Below are 16,843 nucleotides of genomic sequence, written 5' to 3'. Positions count from 1 at the left end.
ACCAGGCGCTGGGCCGGGCCAACGGATAGGCCAGGTGCCGCTCCCCGGAGAGGATGGGCGGCCCACCGGTTGGATGCGACTAGTTATCCATGCGGCTCGCCGGGCTACAACAGTCAACCGATAAGGCCACCCGTTCGGAGCAGCGCGAAAAGAACAAAGCCGTACCAACTTGCGCAATGGCACGCGGAGGTGCCTTTATTCCACTCATGACTGATGAAGCGTTTGATTGCTCACTGCTCCTGCCCGGTCGCGCAGTAACACCGTGCGCAGCAGCAAGCTCGTCGCTTGTCATTCTTGTATGGGGAGCGCAACGGCAACTGAAGTGCCGCCCATAGGCAGCAGGAAACCGGCCGACGACGACGGGAGGCACCGGAAGTCGCCGCGACCCCGGCAAACGTCCACCCCGCACACACAACTCCCCTCCTTCATAGCCCTGTTGGAGAGGAGTTCACCATTCTCCCGTAGCGGCGGCAGAGTCACGGGAGACCGCCGTACGGGCCGTTCACACCGGCGGGTCCGGCCCCCTTTTCCGACCGTGGCCGGCTGTTGTTCCCTCGCCCTCGGCGGACCGCACGCCAATGCGCTTCGCGCCGGGGACCGCAGTTCACCACCGCCCACCGGCATGAGTCAGCACGATTCCCCGGGAGCCGCTTTCCCGCTCAAGAGCGCAGCACGCCATCAGTACCGGGCGGCCGAATAACTCCCCAGCAGACAAGGGTGATTCGATGATGAACAATAACGCCGGGGACCGGTTTCCCTGGGAGTCCGACACCCACACGATGTCGCTCGCCGACTACGGGGAACGGCGGTGGCCGGCCGCGATGCACGGCCTGGAGCCCCTGACCATGTCCCCCTACCAGGCCGGATGGCGGTTGCGTGTCGTTCCCAGCATCGGGCACGTCCTGATCCGGAAGGTCACCCGCCGCGTCGTCAACCGCGCCCTGCACTGCTGGATCGCCGACGAATGCGGCCTGTCGACGGTGAAGAACAGCCTTGCCGTGCTCGTGCGGGTCCTGGAACAGGCCGTGCGGGACGGGGTGCTCGACGCCAATCCGGCCCGGGTGGCCGGCTGGCAGCAGGAGTACCAGCGTGCGCAGAGCGAACGCACCACTCCCAGGGCGCTGGCCCTGCCGGATGTGCAGGCACTGGAGCGGCTGGCGGCCACCCTCGCCCAGCGGTCCTCGGACGGCTACGAGGGGTGGGGCGACATCGTCAGGTTCGCCGCCTGGACCGGTACCCGCTTCAGCGAGGTGTCCGCCCTGCAGGCCCAGGACATCGATATGGGCACCTGGACCTGGCAGGTCCAGCGCTTCACCGTGTCCGAGCCGGAGGGCCTGGACGACCGCGCCTGCCGGGGCAGGCACCACCGGGTGGTGCCGCTGCGCCCCGCCGCGCGGGAACTGGCCGCCGGCCGGCTGGAGGCGGCGCGGCACACGCCGGCGGCCCGGCTGTTCACCGGTCCGCACCGGCGCCGGTTCACCGCCGCGGTGCTGCGGGACACCACCCGCTGGGACGATGTGGTGGCCGAACTCGGTCACGAATACCTCCGACGGCAGGATCTGCGCCACACCGGGCTGACATGGATGGCGGACGCGGGGCTTCCGTTGCCCTTGCTGTGCGGCGCCGCCGGGCGCCCTCCGCAGGACGCCCGGCGCTATCTGCCCCCCGACGGGCCGGTGCGGTCCGGGGAGAGCCAGGGGGAGCAACCGGCGAGTTCGGCCCCCGCCCGTACGACGGGCGGGGGCCGAACCGCTTTCCGGCGTCCCCCCGCGGGGTGACGGCGCCGGGTCGCCCGGACGGGTCCGGGCGGGCCGGGTGCGGCCCGCCGGCCCCGGCCGGGTACCGGACCGTCATCCGGTGGGACGGGCCGTCACAGGTAGGTGAACGAACCGGCGTTGGCGCTGCCGGCCGCCGTCTGGACGGTCACCTGCACGGTCGATCCGACCGTGCCCGGCGGGACGGTCCCGGTCAGGGACGTGCCGCCCGCGTTGACCGCCACGCCGGTGGCCGGGGCGGCCCCGAAGAGCACGGTCGCTCCGAGGAGGCCGGTCCCGACGATGGTGAAGCTGGCGCCCGCCGCCGCCGAGGACGGCGACACCGTTCCGGTGACCGTGGGAGGCGCCGCCAGGTAGGTGTAGCCGCCGGGGACGGTCGTGGTGCCGCCCGGGGTCGTCACCACGACCGGGACGTTGCCTCCTGCGGGGGGTCCCGCGGGGGTGACACCGAACAGGACGCTGCCGGTGGGGTCCGTGCCCACGACGGTTGCGGCATTGCCCCCGAGGGTGACGGTGGCGCCCTGCAGGCCGGTTCCGGCGATGACGAATGCGGTGCCGCCCGCGACCGGCCCCGAGTTGGGGGTGATGACCGCGGCCGTCGGCGGGACGGGCGCCAGGTACACGTACGACGCCGGGTTGCTGGTACCGCCACTGGTGGTGACGGTGACCTGCACGGCACCCGCGGCGTGCGCCGGGGCCACGACCGTCACGGTCAGCCCCAGCGGGTCCTGCCCGACGACCGTCGCCGTCGACGTCCCGAAGAGGACACTGGTGGCGCCGCCGAGGCCGAGCCCGGCGAGCTGCACGGTGTTGCCGCCCGCGGTCGGCCCCGAGCTGGGCACTACACCGAGCAGCACGGGTCCGGGAGGCAACGCCGGCAGGGCCGGCTGGAGGGTGGGTGTGGACATGGAGTCCTCCTGCTGAGTGGGCTCGCTGCCGGGCCCGTTCGTGACAGACATGGCTCACGAGCGGGGACCCGAGCACTGGCAGCGGCCGGCCGTGAAGGAGGACGGCGCACACGGCGCACAGCGGCCGGTCGCACCGTGCGGCGCGGCGGGGCCGCCGTACTGCCGGCCGTCCTTCGGGCCCCACAGCGAAGAGGGCTGGAGGGTGGGCCGGCCGCGGAAGCCCGAGGGGGATGGACGGCCCACCGACCAGGCACCACCAGTAACCCAGAAGAGGGGGCGCCGGACAATCACGTTGACGCCGGAGCACCCATTCGGCTCAGCGTGAAGCCGGGAAGTTCACCACCGGGCGCGGACCGCGGCGGCGACCAGTGCGGGGTAGTCGTCCAGGGTGAGGGCTGCAGAGATGTCGTGGCCCTGTTGCAGCATGGCGGCGACGGCGGCCGGGGAGTTCAGCGCGGCGTTACGGGCGTCGATGGCTTCCTGGGTGGCCGGGGCCAGGAACTCCCCGGCGCCGCGGCCGCCTTGCTGGCACCGGGTCACATAGGGGCGCAGTGTGCGTTCATAGCGGGCGAAGGCCGCGTCGTGGTTCCCCTCGGCGAGGGCGAGTTCTCCGGCGAGGACGTAGGCGCCGATGAGCGCGGAACCGGTGCCCATGCCACCGACCGTGGCGCCGTGGGCGGCGTCTCCGAGGAGCGCGATGCGACCCGTGGACCAACTCGGCACATCGGCACGGCTGATGGAGTCGAAGTAGACGTCACCGGCCTGCCCGAGTGTGCCGATGAGCTCCGGCGTCCGCCAGCCGGCGCCTTCGTAGGCCCGGGCGATCGCCTGCTTCCGGGCGCGGGGGTCGCGCCGGTCGGTTATCAGCTCCTCCTCGGAGGCGAAGACACAGAAGACTTCGCCCGCGTAGCCCCGTTCCCCGCTGCGGCGGGGGATGCGGCCGACGGTTGCGAGGCGGCCGGGTTCGCCGTAGCCGACCGGGCGGGCGCCCAGGTCTCCGGCGCCTTCGGGCAGGTCCCAGGCGGCGACGTAGTAGCCGAGGTGCCGGACGAAGTCCTGTTCGGGGCCGAAGGCGAGCCGGCGCACGGTGGAGTGCAGACCGTCGGCGCCGATCACCAGGTCGAAGGTGCGCGGTGCGCCCCGTTCGAAGGTGACATGGACGCCGTCGGCGGTCTGGGTGAGGGAGGAGAGGGAGTCGCCGAAAAGGTACTCGGGCGTGGCCGGGCCCCCGGGCGGGCTGCCGGGAGTGTGGCGGGTGGGGTGGCTGCCGGAGGCCCGGTGGGCGCCGGGAGGGGTGAGGCTGTGCCGGTGAAGGATCCGGGACAGCTCCGAGCGGAGTATCTCGACCTCGCCGCCGCTGAATTCGGGAGGCATCGCGGCCAGCGGACGCCCCTGCCCGTCGATGAAGGTGAGGGGGGCGCCGCCGCCCGTGCTGTGGGCCCTGATGTCGTCCAGGACGCCCATGCGTTCCAGGACCGTCAGCTGCGCCGCCCCGCGGAAGTCGACCGCGAAGCCGCCGCCGCGCAGGGCGGGAGCCAGCTCGACCACGGTGGGACGGAAGCCGTAGCGGCCGAGCCAGTAGGCCAGGGCCGGGCCGGCCACGCTGGCGCCGGAGATCAGAACGGAGCGCCCCGGTGGCGCCGTTCGCCGCTCCCACTCCCGGTCCGGCCGGGCCGCATCCTCGCGCCCCGTTGTCGTTGCGTACGTCACCTCGTGCGCCATCGCACACTCCCCCGTCGATCCGATCCGTCGTACCGATAAAAGAAACTGTATCCGACGGACACTGTTCTGTATACCTCGGACACAGTTTTAGGATGCGGGCATGGCGGGAGACGACGGCAAGCGCAGTGTGTTCGGAGATCAGGCGGGCAGCGTCGAGCTGCTGTGGGGCGGGCGGGAGCGGCCCAGCCGGGGCCCCAAGCCGGCGCTGAGCCTGGAGCGGATCACGCATACGGCGATGGCCCTCGCCGACGCCGGCGGGCTCGGGGCGGTCTCCATGCAACGGGTCGCGGCCGAACTGGACTTCACCAAGATGTCCTTGTACCGCTATGTGCCGGGGAAGAGCGAGCTGGTCGCGCTGATGATCGATACGGCGATGGGGGAGCCGCCGGGCGCGGGTGCGCCCGCAGGCCCCGGCCAGGACGACCGCGAGGGGTGGCGGGTGGCACTGCGCGCATGGGCAAAGGCGCTTGCGGCGGTCTACCACCGGCACCCCTGGCTGCTGGACGCGGGCGTCGGCCCCCGCGTCATGGGCCCCCACGAGCTCGGCTGGACCGAACGCGCCCTCGCCGCGCTCGCGGACACCGGCCTGACCGGCGGCGAACAGCTCGACGCCGTGGTCGTGGTGCACGGCCACATCCGGACCCTCGCCCAGGTGTCGGCCTCGATGGGGCTGGGCAGCGCGCGGGCCAAGGGACCGGAAGAAGTCATGAGCGCCGCGCTGAACGAACTCCTCGCCGGCCGCGCCGACCGCTTTCCCGCGGTCGCCGCGGCCGTCGCCGACACCGGAACCGACACCACGTCCCGCGACCAGGCCTGGCAGTTCGGCCTGGAGCGGATCCTGGACGGCCTGGAGGCCTATATGAGCAGGGCGCGGGGCGGCGCTTAGGGAGCCGTCCGCGCGGCGGGCTTCGCGGGCAGGGACCCCAGCCAGTCGAGGAGGAGTCGGTTGACCTCCTCGGCGCGTTCCTGCTGGACCCAGTGACCGCAGCCTTCCAGGATGTGGGAGGCGGACAGGCCGGGAAGGGTCTGCGGGAAGGCCTTGATGGCGTCGGCCATCCAGTTGGTGGAGGCGTCGCGCTCCCCGCCGATGAAGAGGGACGGCTGCCGCAGCGGCGCCCCGTCCCAGGCGGCAAGGTCCTCCCAGTCCCGGTCGACGTTGCGGTAGCGGTTGAGCCCGCCGGTCAGGCCGGTCCGCTCGAATTCGCCCGCGTAGCAGTCGAGATCGGCGTCGGTGAGCCAGGGCAGGGGCAGGAGGTTGTCGGCGGGGAAGCGGTCGGACAGTTTGCCGCCCGGCCGGACCGAGAACCCTCCGACGTGGTCCCCGCCGGACGGGGGCTCGGCATCGCCCGAGGCCACCGCGTAGAACCCGGCGAGCCAGCCGCGGACATCGGGGTCGATCTCCGACTCGGCCCGGCCCGGCTCCTGGAAGTAGTTGACGTAGAACTCCCCGGGGCCGCCGAGCCGCGCGAAGCCCTCGGTGGGCCGGATCCCGCCGCGGGGCGCGTACGGCACGCTCAGCAGCGCCACGGCGGTGAAGAGGTCGGGCCGCAGCAGCGCCGTGTTGGCGGCGATGGGTGAGCCCCAGTCGTGGCCCACGATGGTCGCGCTCTCCTCACCGAGGGCGCGCACCACCGCGACGTTGTCGGCGACATGGGCCAGCATCCGGTAGGCGGCCACGTCACGGGGTTTCGAGGAACGCCCGTAGCCCCGCACGTCGATGGCGACCGCCCGGTAGCCCGCCGCGGCGAGCGCGGGGAGCTGGTGGCGCCAGGAGTACCAGGACTCGGGGAAGCCGTGGACCATCAGGACGAGCGGTCCACTGCCCTGTTCCACGAGGTGGATGCGGCCGCCGGGAACCTCGACCGTACGGTGGGTCGCCTCCGGCAGCGGGCCGGCCGGCGGCTGCGGTACCGGGGCGGCCGGGGAAGGGGGCGGCGTGGACGGGGTCTTGGCGGACTGCGGCATGCACCTCCTCGGGGAGTGCGGCGGCGCCGGTGGTGGCGGCACCTGCGGGCGGCGGCCACGGGCGCGCGGGCCCGGTCCGGCGCGGCCCGCGGTCCCCGCGACCGCACCCCCACGATCATCGCCGTGCTCCACCGCGCGCAAGGAATCTTGCCGGGACGGCAAACCGGCCGGACGCGGGCCCCGCGCCCCCGGGCCTGTCCTCGAAGTCCCGGGACTTCGAGGACAGACCCTCGGCCACTCCCTACAACCGCACCGTCCGCCGCGGTTGTTCCTTGGCCCCCGTCAACAGGCCGTGCAGGTTGGCGAATTCGTCGACGCACTTAGCGGTGCCGTTGACCACGCAGTCCAGGGGCTGGTCGGCGACCGTCACGGGAACGCCCATCTCCTCGCGCAGCCGCTGGTCCAGGCCGCGGAGCAGGGCGCCGCCGCCGGTCAGGGCGATCCCGCGCTCGACGATGTCGCCGGAGAGCTCCGGGGGGCATTCGTCGAGGGTGCGGTGGACGGCCCGGACGATCGCCTCGACCGGTTCGGCCAGCGCGTCGCGGATCTCCTCCTCGCTGATCTCCTGGACCCGGGGCAGGCCGCTGATGTGGTCGCGGCCGCGCACCGTGTAGGAGAAGGGGCGGTCGGGTGCGCCGTCCTCGTCGATGTCGACCGGGGTCCAGACCGCCGAGCCGATCGCGATCTTGATGTCCTCGGCGGTGCGCTCGCCGATGGCCAGGGAGTGCTGCTTCTTGATGTGGGCGGCGACGGCGGCATCCAGGGCATCGCCGGCGACCCGTACGGACTGGGCGGTGACCAGGCCGCCCATGGAGATGACGGCGACCTCGGTCGTCCCGCCGCCGATGTCCACCACCATGCAGCCGACCGGCTCGTCCACGGGAAGGCCGGCGCCGATCGCGGCGGCCATGGGCTCCTCGATGAGGTGCACTTCGCGGGCGCCGGCACCCCGGGCGGAGTCGATGACCGCGCGCCGTTCGACGCCCGTGACGCCGGAGGGGACGCAGATGACCACCCGCGGCCGGGAGAACCGGCGGCTGGGCAGGGCCTTCTTCATCAGGGCGCGCAGCATCCGCTCGGCGGCGTCGAAGTCGGCGATGACACCGTCCCGCAGGGGGCGCATCGCGGTGATCCCGGAGGGCGTACGGCCGATGGTCCGCTTGGCGTCCGCACCCACGGCGATCACCTCGCCGGCGGCATTGACCGCGACGACGGACGGCTCGTTCAGCACCACGCCCTTGCCGCGGGCGTACACCAGGGTGTTGGCCGTGCCGAGGTCGATGCCTATGTCGTACGTTCCGGACGAAGTGCTGGACGCCATGGGGGGTTCGTGTGCTCTCTCGCGACGGAGTGGGGATCCTGGGGCATTGCGCCGCAGACAACCCCATGGGCGAGCAATGGCGTTCATTGCGGGCAATCAATAAGACTACCGGGGGCCCGGAATGGTTCCCTCACACCGGCTCCGCGCCGCCCCGCCGGCGCCCGTCCTCACCTCGCCCTCACCGCTTGCCCCTTCCCCTTCTCCCACCCCGCCCTCACCGGCTGCCGCTGCCCCGCGCGTCCTGGTCCGTCCCGTCGTCCGCGCCGTCGTCCGCGCGCGGCTCCCGCGACAGCGCCTCCGCCAGGTCGTCGAGCGCGTCGAGCTGCAGGTCCGCGACGCGCAGGGCGACACCACGGCTCTCGTCCTCCGCGTCCCACCTCTCCCATACGGCCCGCAGGTCGCTCCAGTTCAATTCGCCCCGCTCCCGCACCGCGCGCGTGGCCTCCTCCAGGCAGGCGCGCAGTTCGAAGGCGAAGGCGGTGGCACCGGGTGAGGCCGCGGCATCGCGTTCGGGGAGGTGGACCTCCAGGATCATGGTGACCCGGCCCATCGTGGCGAGCGCGGCGCCGGCCGCCTTCACCGAGGCTTGGGACAGTCCGCGGTGGCGCACGGGTTCCTTCTCCGCGCGGGCCTCGCTCTCCTCCCAGGCCGCGCGGGCCGCACGGGAGTCCAGCAGGGCGTCGCGGATCTGCCGGGGGCGGCGTTCGGCGGGCGTGGCGTAGAGGTCGAACACGGCCAGCGCGTAGCGCCCGTTGGCCTCCAGCCACGCGGCGAGCCGGTCGCGGAGCTTGGGGGTCTCCCAGGCGGGGAACAGCGCGTACGACAGCATCGCGAGCAGTCCGCCCAGGAGGGTGAGCACCACGCGTTCCTGGACGGTCTGCTCCCAGCCCGCCCCGGCGAGGCCGAGCAGGAAGACGACATACGCGGCCCCGCACGCCGAGGTCACCGAGACGCCGGTGCGCATCAGCAGGTACATCAGCCCCACGCTCACCACGGCGAGCCCGGCGCTGACATAGCTGCCCGGATGCGCCACGGCCATCAGCGCGCCCGCGACGGTGACCCCGACGAGGGTGCCGATGAAGCGGGCGATGCCGCGGGAGTAGGTCTGGGCGAAGTCCGGGCGCATCACCATGACGGAGGCCAGCGGCGCCCAGTAGCCGTGGCCGAACGGGAGCACGGTGCCCAGCAGATAGCCGGCGGCGGCGACCGCACAGACCCGCAGGGCGTGCCGGAGGATGTGCGAGGACCAGCGGGCCTCGCGGTGCAGGGAGCGCAGCGCGCCGGGCACCAGCCGGGGCACGCTGGGGCGCAGCAGATGGCCGCGTTCGGCCTCGGTGGTGGGGCGGGTGGAGCGGACCGGTTCGTCGGTGAGCTCGACGGCGTCGGCGAGCAACGAGATCAGGCGGTAGGCGGAGCGCCGGGCGGCCCCGTGGAGCATCGGGCCGGTGGCGGGCACTTCGAGGACGGCCATCGCCTCCGGGGGCAGCCGGACCGGCCGGGCGTGCCGTACCGCGTGGGCGACGGCGTCCAGGACGGTGGCCGCGGCGCCCAGCAGGTCCCGGGCCCGGTCGCGTTCGGGCCCCTCCAGAGGGGCGCCGACGACCGGGTCGGCGAGGGAGGCGAGGACCGGCCGGACGCGTTCGGCAAGCCCCCGGGGACCGTGCAGCTGTACGGGGCGGCGCCGGGCCTGACGGGGGGTGAGGGCGGAGGCGAGCCGGGCGTCCATCAGGGGCGACGGGTCGAACGGGGCGACCGGGTCGTGCCGCAGCCGCCGGGCGTAGTCCGCCTCGTCGGCCAGCGCGTCGGCGAGCGCATCGCGTTGGACGCCCCAGGGCCGGACCGGGAGGACCACGATGAGAGTGGCCTGGACGAGACCGCCGAAGAACATCAGGGCGGCGTGTTCCAGTGCGCCGAGGACGGACGTCGGCAGGGTGACGGTGACCAGCATGATCGCCACGGTCTGGGTGCCGATCAGCCCGGCGACCGGCCCGATCGCCCAGGCCATCCCGGCCAGCAGGGTCCAGCCGGCCAGGAGCAGGACGAAGGAGACGAGACGGGCGGCGGCCAGATAGCCGAGGAAGGTGGAGAGGGCCAGCGCGCCGGCGACGGCGAGCGCGAGCACCGGGCGCGGCCGCATGCTGCGCTGGAAGGTGACGATCCCGGAGGCGTACGCGCCGAAGGCGGAGGAGACCGCGAGGGTCGCATCGCCGCGCCACAGGCACAGGCCGATGACGAGGGCGACGCCGGCCGCGCCGCGGAGGGCGATCAGCGGGGTGAGCTTGGTCCGCTCGATGGTCAGCCCCGAACGAGCCGCTTCCTTGAGCGCACGCGACCAGGTCATAGCGAGAGGATACGGGCCGAAGACGGACGTTCCGGGCCACGGGGAGCAGGTGCGGTTCCGTGCGTCCCGCCGCCCGCCGACCGGGAAAATCCCGGTAAACCCGCCTCCCTGCCTGCGTAAAGCATCCCAGGTCACGAAGGGGATGCCCGGATTCCGCGGGACGGTGCGAGCAAACCGACACCCCCGAAGGGAAACCCGGGCCCGCGCCGCCCCCTCTTGCTGGCCAGCCGGGGACAGCTCCCGGATGTCGGCAAGGAGAAGGCCCCGTGCGCAAAGCCCTGTTCCCCGCGGTGATCACACTGATCACTCTGACCGTCCTCGTCGGTACGTCCGGCTGCGGCAGCGGCGCCACCCAGGCCTCTCCCCTACGGTTCGGCGGCCCCAAGTCGGGCGCCGCGCTGCATGCCACACCTCCGGGAAAGCGGTCGCTGGTGCAGTGGCCCACGCGTCCGGTCAGCTTCGAGGAGGAGAGCCGGGTCGGCGGGGCCGGCGAGAACACCCCGATCGGCGTCACCACCCTGCACGGCCCCAAGTCGGGCTTCACCGGGAAGGTATGGGTGTGGGCGCCGCCGGAGTACTACGAGAAGCGGAACGCGCACAAGGGTTTCCCGGTGATGGAGGCGCTGCCCGGCGCGTACGGCTTCCCCGTCAACTACTGGATCGGCTCCGACCTCAAACTGGAGGAGAACCTGGCCCGGTGGTCCAAGAACGGCACCAGCCTGCCCTTCATCGTCGTCATGCCGGTGCTCAACCCCAATGACAAGCAGTACTACGACGGCAGCGACATACCGGGCCAGCCGAAGATCGGCACCTGGCTCAGCCAGGACGTGCCCGATCTCGTACGGCAGAACTTCCGCACCCTCAAGACCCGCGACGCCTGGGCCATCATGGGCTCCTCCTCCGGCGGGTTCGCGGCCCTGAAGAACGTGCTGCAGCACCCGGACACCTTCAAGGTGGCGATACCCAACGGGCCGGACATCGTGCCCGACTCGCCGCTGTGGAACGGCCACGCCGGGGCGGAGCGGGAGAACAACCCGGAGGTGCTGGCCCGCCGGCTGATGGCGCGCGGCGGACCGCCGGTCTACCTCGCCTTCCAGGACGGCTCCCAGGAGCACACGGTGCTGCCGAAGGTGCGGAAGTTCATCGCGCGCTACGGGCACGGGCCGGTGCACACCCGGCTGCAGATCGTGCCGGGCGGCACGCACAGCGCAGAGACGTATGTGCAGGGGCTGGGCGAGGGCACGATGCGCTGGGTCAGTGCCCGCATGCAGGGGCCGACCGCCTGACGCGGCCGCCACGGGCGGTGAGGGAGCTGCGTCCCCCGCCGCCCGGCCCGTCGTCACGCCCCGCCACGCCGTCACGACTCACACCGTCGTCCCCCCCTCACACCGTCGTCACGACACACACCGTCGTCACGACTCACACGGTCGTCACGACACCACGTCCTTGCGTGCGAACCCCCGGAACGCCAGCGCGCACAGCACCAGCGCATACGCCACCGAGACCGCCGAGCCCTGGATCATCCCGGACCACTCCCACCCGGGCTGCAGCGCGTTGGCCCAGGAGTACTGCCAGTGGGCGGGCAGCACCTCACGCCAGGTGCCCAGGGCGGTGACCTGGTCGAGGACATTGCCGACGATGGTCAGCCCGACGGCGCCGCCGACCGCGCCCAGCGGCGCGTCGGTCACCGTCGACAGCCAGAACGCCAGGGCCGCGGTGACCAGCTGGCTGACGAAGAGGTAGCCGACCACGACCGCCAGATGCGGCAACGCCTCCGGCGCGGACAGCGTGCCGCCGGCGGGCAGTTGCAGCGGGCCCCAGCCGTACGCCGCGGTGCCCACGCCCAGCGCCACCAGCGGCAGCAGCAGCATCGCGGCGGCGCTGAACAGCAGCCCGACGGTGAGCTTGCTCAGCAGCAGCCGGGCCCGTGGGACCGGCGCGGCCAGCAGATAGCGCAGCGAGGACCAGCTCGCCTCGGAGGCGACCGTGTCCCCGCAGAACAGGGCCACCGGGACCACCAGCACGAAGCCCGCGGAGACGAACAGGGCGGTGGCGGCGAAGTTGGCGCCGGAGGCGGTGGCGGTGTCCATCAGAGCGATCCGGCCATTGCCGCGGCCGTGCGGGTCGCCGCCGATCGCGAACGCCGCCACCAGCACGAACGGCAGCAGCGTCAGGACGGCGGCGATCACCAGGGTGCGGCGCCGCCGCAGCTGGCGGCGGGCCTCGACGCGTAGCGGGAGGGTGCGGCGCGGACGGTAACCCGGCGCCCGCGCCGTGGCGTGTGCGGTCATCGGTCACCTCCGATCAGGGTGAGGAAGGCGTCCTCCAGGCGGCGGTGCGGGCCGATGCGGTCCACCGCGACCTCCAGCCGGAGCAGTTCGGTGAGCAGCTGGGTGGTGGTGAGGCCGCCGCCCAGCTGCACGAGCAGGCCCCCCTCGGCGCGCACGGCCGAGACCACCCCCGGCAGTGCGGCCACCTTCTCCACCACGGCGTCGCCGACCGCTTCCGCGGCACCGACCAGCACGGTGTCACCGGAGCCGGTGATCTCGGCGACCGGGCCGGACCGCACCAGCCGCCCGCGGTCCATCACGACCAGGTGCGTACAGCTCTGTTCGACCTCGGACAGCAGATGGCTGGAGACGATCACGGTGCGTCCGGCGGCGGCGTAGCGGATCAGCACCTCGCGCATCGCACGGATCTGCGGCGGGTCGAGCCCGTTGGTCGGCTCGTCGAGGATCAGCAGATCCGGCAGCCCGAGCATGGCCTGGGCGATCGCGAGCCGCTGCCGCATGCCCTGGGAGTAGGTACGTACGGCGCGCTGCAGGGCGTCGCCGAGGCCGGCGATCTCCAGCGCCTCGTCGAGGTGCGCATCGGCGGCGGGCCGGCCGGTGGCCTGCCAGTACAGCTCCAGGTTGGCGCGGCCGGACAGATGCGGCAGGAAGCCCGCGCCCTCGACGAACGCCCCGACCCGGGACAGCACCTCGGCGCCCGGCCGGACGGCCTGCCCGAAGACCCTGATCTCCCCCTCGTCGGGGCTGATCAGCCCCATCAGCATGCGCAGCGTGGTGGTCTTGCCGGCACCGTTGGGCCCCAGCAGCCCGAGCACCTGCCCCTTCTCGACGCGGAAGGTGAGGTCCTGGACGGCATACCCCTGCGCGGACTTGGCGTAGCGCTTGCTCAGGCCGCTGATCTGCAGCGGGACCTCGGCGAGCGCCGGATCGGGGGCGGGCGCCGCGGCCCTGCGGCGGGCGGTGAGCAGCAGCAGCGCGGCCACCGCGGCGGCCGCGGCGGGCAGCTGCCAGGTCCAGGCGGGCAGCGGGGCGGCCGCACTGCGCACCTGAGGCGCGGTGGGCACGCTCAGGGCGCCGCCCTGCAGCGAGACGTGGTAGGTGGCGGGTCCGGCCGGCGAGGCATAGCCGAGGTCGGTGGCGGAGAGCACCAGCCGCAGCCGGTGGCCGGCCGCGAGCTCGTGGTCGACGGCGGGCAGGTGCAGCCGCACGGTCCTGCCGTCACGGGCGTCCTTGACGCGGTAGGGCGTGACGAGCTGGGACGGCAGGACCTGGCGGCGGCCGTCCGGGGCGACGTCGTAGACCTTGGCGAAGAACACCGCGTCCCGGGAGCTGGACCGCACGTGCACGGTGGCGGTGGGGCTGCCGGTGAGGTGGAGGGGGGTGCGCAGCGGCGCCGAGGCGAAGGCGGCGTACTGGCCGGGGAAGTCCACGGACAGGCCGCCGGCGCCCAGCGAGGAGAGGTTGCCGAGCGCGCCGACACCGGGCACCGCGGAGATCGCGGGCGGTCCGGCACCGGCCGGGTTGCTGAAGACCTGGGGGCGGCCCGCGAGGCGGACCCGCCGGGGATCGTTGTCCAGGCCGGGGTAGCTGCCCCCGCTCGCGCCGCGCAGCCGCACCGCGCCGTCGGTGGAGTCCACTCCCCCGGTGCGGCTGATCCGGAACGCGGGCCCGGTGGCGGCGTGCCTGTCGCCCTTCAGATAGCGGTCGAACCAGTCCTTGGTCCGGGCCTCCAGGCGGCCGAGCTCCCGGTCGCCGCCGTCGTGCCCGCCGGCGATCCAGTCGACGTCGACCGGGGCGCCGTTCTTGCGGACCGCCCGCTGCATGGCGTCGGCCTGGCCGAGCGGGAACAGCGAATCGGTCTGGCCCTGCATGATCAGCGTCGGCACCTTGATGCGGTCGCCGACGGCGGACGGGCTGCGGGACTCCAGGAGCCGGCGGGCCGCCTCGTCCGGTCTGCCCTTTTCGGCGACCCGCTCGTATGTCCGGCACAGCTCCGGCTCGAACCGGACGCAGCCGCCGGGGGCCGAGGGCGCGGCGGCCGGCGAGCCGGTGGTGCCCGCGGGGCCGGTGGTGAAGAAGATCCCCGCCCACAGCTTCTTGAAGACCCCGTGAGGGAAGAGGGCGTCGGCGAGGTTCCAGTAGGTGATCTGCGGGGCGATGGCGTCGACGCGCCGGTCGTAGCCGGCCGCCAGCAGCGAGATCGCGCCTCCGTAGGAGCCGCCGGCGACGCCCACCCGGGGGTCGCCGGCCTTGTCGAGCCGGACTTCGGGGCGCTTGGCCAGCCAGTCGATCAGCCGGCGGACGTCGGCGACCTCGCCGTGCGGGTCATTGAGCCCGATCTTGCCGGTGGACCTGCCGAAGCCACGCGCCGACCAGGTCAGGACGGCGTACCCGTCCCGGGCCAGCTTCTCGGCCTGCGGACGGAGGGTGTCCTTGGTGGCCCCGAAGCCGTGGGCGAGCAGGACGGCGGGCCGCCGCCGCGCGGCGCTCCCCGCCGTGAAGAAGGAGGTGTCGATCCGCACCTCCTTCGTGCTGCCCGGCCGGTCGGGCATCGTCATCACCCGGTCCGCGCGGTGGACGGCGGGCGCGGCGTCCGAGGAGGCGGCCGCCCAGGTGCCGCCTCCTATGAGGACGGCCAGCGCACCCGCGGCGGCGTACAGACGCCGGCCGCGCAGTCTGAGGCCTCGGAGATCCATACCGTGAATCCTAGGTACGGGCCGCGGCGGGCGGCCGGTACCCCGGGCCGGCCCCCGCGGCCTCCCCGGGGAGTAGGGTTCGCGCTTTTGCACCACGGAGGCCGTAGGAGGCCTGCGGCCCCGTGGACCAGGAGCGCCGCCCGCCGGTCAGTACTGCGGCGGTCGGTACCCGCCCTGCGGGGGCAGCGCCGCGATCGCCGGCCCGAAGGCCCGCCCGCGGGCCGCCGGACCGGGCCGGCCGCCCTCCCCCGCCCCGGGCGGCCGCCGTTTCCCGGACGTGCCGGACCCCCCGCCGGCGGGCGCCGGCAGGGGGTCCGTCGAAGACTCCGTCAGTGGTTGCTGGGGAAGCCCAGGTTGATACCGCCGTCCGACGGGTCGGGCCAGCGGGTGGTGACGACCTTGCCGCGGGTGTAGAAGTGCACCCCGTCGTTGCCGTAGATGTGGTGGTCGCCGAAGAGCGAGTCCTTCCAGCCGCCGAAGGAGTGGTAGCCCACCGGCACCGGGATCGGCACGTTCACGCCGACCATGCCGGCCTCGACCTCCATCTGGAAGCGGCGGGCCGCGCCGCCGTCCCGGGTGAAGATCGCGGTGCCGTTGCCCCACGGCGAGTTGTTCATCAGCGCGATGGCCTCGTCGTAGGTGTCGACGCGGACCACGGACAGCACCGGGCCGAAGATCTCGTCACGGTAGGCGTCCATCTCGGGCGTGACGTGGTCCAGGAGGGACACCCCCATCCAGTGGCCGTCCTCGTAGCCCTCGACGGTGTAGCCGGTGCCGTCGATGACGACATCCGCGCCCTGGGCCGCGGCGCCGGAGACATACGAGGCGACCTTGTCGCGGTGGACCTTGGTGATCAGCGGGCCCATCTCGGAGGCCGGGTCGTCGCCGGGGCCGATCCGCAGCTTGTCCGCGCGCTCCTTGATCTTGCCGATCAGCGGGTCGGCGGTCTCGCCGACGGCCACCACGACGGAGATCGCCATGCAGCGCTCACCGGCCGAGCCGTACGCCGCGTTGATCGCGGAGTCGGCGGCCAGGTCGAGGTCGGCGTCCGGCAGGACCAGCATGTGGTTCTTGGCGCCGCCCAGCGCCTGGACGCGCTTGCCGTTGGCGGTGCCGGTGGTGTGGATGTAGCGGGCGATGGGGGTGGAGCCGACGAAGGAGACCGCGGCGATGTCCGGGTGCTCCAGGATGGCGTCGACGGCCACCTTGTCGCCGTTGACGACATTCAGCACCCCGTCGGGCAGCCCCGCCTCGGCGGCCAGCTCGGCGAGCTTGAACGCGGCACTGGGCACCTTCTCGCTCGGCTTGAGGACGAAGGTGTTACCGCAGGCGATGGCCAGCGGGAACATCCACATCGGCACCATCGCCGGGAAGTTGAACGGCGTGATGCCGGCGACCACACCGAGGGACTGGCGGATCGCCGCCACATCCACCCGGGTGGAGACCTGGGTGGACAGCTCGCCCTTGAGCTTCTCGGGGATGCCGCAGGCCAGCTCGATGATCTCCAGACCGCGGGCGACCTCGCCGAGCGCGTCGGAGTGCACCTTGCCGTGCTCGGCGGTGATCAGCCGGGCGAGCTCCTCGCGGTGCGCGTCGACCAGCTCGCGGTACTTGAACAGCACCGAGGTGCGCTTGGCCAGGGAGCTGGTGCCCCAGGTCCGGAAGGCTTCCCTGGCCGCGCCGACGGCGGCGTCGACCTCGTCGGCGGAGGCGAAGGCGACCTGCTTCTCCTGGGCGCCGGTGGCCGGGTTGTAGACCGGGCCGAAGTTGCCGGAGACGCCCTCGACGGGCTTACCGCCGATCCAGTGGCTGAGGGTCTTCATG

At 73.1% G+C, this 16,843-nt stretch carries 11 protein-coding genes; 3 read left to right on the top strand and 8 right to left on the bottom strand.

The features are described 5' to 3' along the window. The first annotated feature begins 725 nt into the window (after positions 1 to 725). A complete protein-coding gene (locus tag OHS81_RS24120) occupies positions 726 to 1,778 on the top strand; it encodes a tyrosine-type recombinase/integrase (protein WP_328386752.1) in 1,053 nt (350 codons plus the stop codon). Between the two features lie 92 nt (positions 1,779 to 1,870). On the opposite strand, the gene OHS81_RS24115 is transcribed toward OHS81_RS24120, so the two are convergent. Together OHS81_RS24115 and OHS81_RS24110 are read right to left on the bottom strand one after the other, a co-directional pair. Continuing rightward, positions 1,871 to 2,683 (bottom strand): IPT/TIG domain-containing protein, encoded by an 813-nt coding sequence (locus tag OHS81_RS24115; protein ID WP_328386751.1) that lies wholly within the window; start codon positions 2,681 to 2,683, stop codon positions 1,871 to 1,873. 336 nt (positions 2,684 to 3,019) lie between these two features. Next, positions 3,020 to 4,405, bottom strand: coding sequence for an FAD-dependent monooxygenase (locus OHS81_RS24110; RefSeq protein WP_328386750.1), 1,386 nt, complete (start codon positions 4,403 to 4,405; stop codon positions 3,020 to 3,022). 100 nt (positions 4,406 to 4,505) lie between these two features. On the opposite strand from OHS81_RS24110, the gene OHS81_RS24105 reads away from it, so the two are divergent. Next, complete coding sequence (locus tag OHS81_RS24105) at positions 4,506 to 5,291, top strand: TetR/AcrR family transcriptional regulator (protein ID WP_328386749.1); 786 nt, start codon at positions 4,506 to 4,508, stop codon at positions 5,289 to 5,291. Here OHS81_RS24105 and OHS81_RS24100 read toward each other — a convergent pair. The 3 genes from OHS81_RS24100 to OHS81_RS24090 all read right to left on the bottom strand — a co-directional run bounded on the left by OHS81_RS24100 (position 5,288) and on the right by OHS81_RS24090 (position 10,032). Then, complete coding sequence (locus tag OHS81_RS24100) at positions 5,288 to 6,370, bottom strand: alpha/beta fold hydrolase (RefSeq protein ID WP_328386748.1); 1,083 nt, start codon at positions 6,368 to 6,370, stop codon at positions 5,288 to 5,290. The genes OHS81_RS24105 and OHS81_RS24100 overlap by 4 nt on opposite strands. Before the next feature lie 241 nt (positions 6,371 to 6,611). Then, on the bottom strand, positions 6,612 to 7,691 hold the full coding sequence (locus OHS81_RS24095) for a rod shape-determining protein (RefSeq protein ID WP_328386747.1): 1,080 nt from the start codon (positions 7,689 to 7,691) through the stop codon (positions 6,612 to 6,614). A gap of 214 nt (positions 7,692 to 7,905) precedes the next feature. Then, positions 7,906 to 10,032 (bottom strand): FUSC family protein, encoded by a 2,127-nt coding sequence (locus tag OHS81_RS24090; RefSeq protein ID WP_328386746.1) that lies wholly within the window; start codon positions 10,030 to 10,032, stop codon positions 7,906 to 7,908. 266 nt (positions 10,033 to 10,298) lie between these two features. Between OHS81_RS24090 and OHS81_RS24085 the strand changes: the two genes are divergently transcribed. After that, positions 10,299 to 11,318 (top strand): alpha/beta hydrolase, encoded by a 1,020-nt coding sequence (locus OHS81_RS24085; RefSeq protein WP_328386745.1) that lies wholly within the window; start codon positions 10,299 to 10,301, stop codon positions 11,316 to 11,318. A 144-nt stretch (positions 11,319 to 11,462) separates the two neighbouring features. Here the strand turns inward: OHS81_RS24085 and OHS81_RS24080 are convergent, their stop codons facing one another. The 3 genes from OHS81_RS24080 to OHS81_RS24070 all read right to left on the bottom strand — a co-directional run bounded on the left by OHS81_RS24080 (position 11,463) and on the right by OHS81_RS24070 (position 16,842). After that, positions 11,463 to 12,323 (bottom strand): ABC transporter permease, encoded by an 861-nt coding sequence (locus OHS81_RS24080; protein WP_328386744.1) that lies wholly within the window; start codon positions 12,321 to 12,323, stop codon positions 11,463 to 11,465. Next, positions 12,320 to 15,019 carry an alpha/beta fold hydrolase gene (locus OHS81_RS24075; protein ID WP_328386743.1) on the bottom strand — a complete coding sequence of 900 codons (2,700 nt, stop codon included), beginning with the start codon at positions 15,017 to 15,019 and terminating at the stop codon, positions 12,320 to 12,322. The genes OHS81_RS24080 and OHS81_RS24075 overlap by 4 nt, the downstream gene beginning before the upstream one ends. 329 nt (positions 15,020 to 15,348) lie before the next feature. Further along, complete coding sequence (locus tag OHS81_RS24070) at positions 15,349 to 16,842, bottom strand: CoA-acylating methylmalonate-semialdehyde dehydrogenase (protein ID WP_328386742.1); 1,494 nt, start codon at positions 16,840 to 16,842, stop codon at positions 15,349 to 15,351. Position 16,843: the final 1 nt, after the last annotated feature.

This window comes from Streptomyces sp. NBC_00400 (assembly GCF_036048035.1).
Classification (GTDB): domain Bacteria; phylum Actinomycetota; class Actinomycetes; order Streptomycetales; family Streptomycetaceae; genus Streptomyces.
The sequence above is the reverse complement of the archived record's forward strand: the minus strand, read 5'-3'. Positions and strand labels throughout refer to the sequence as shown.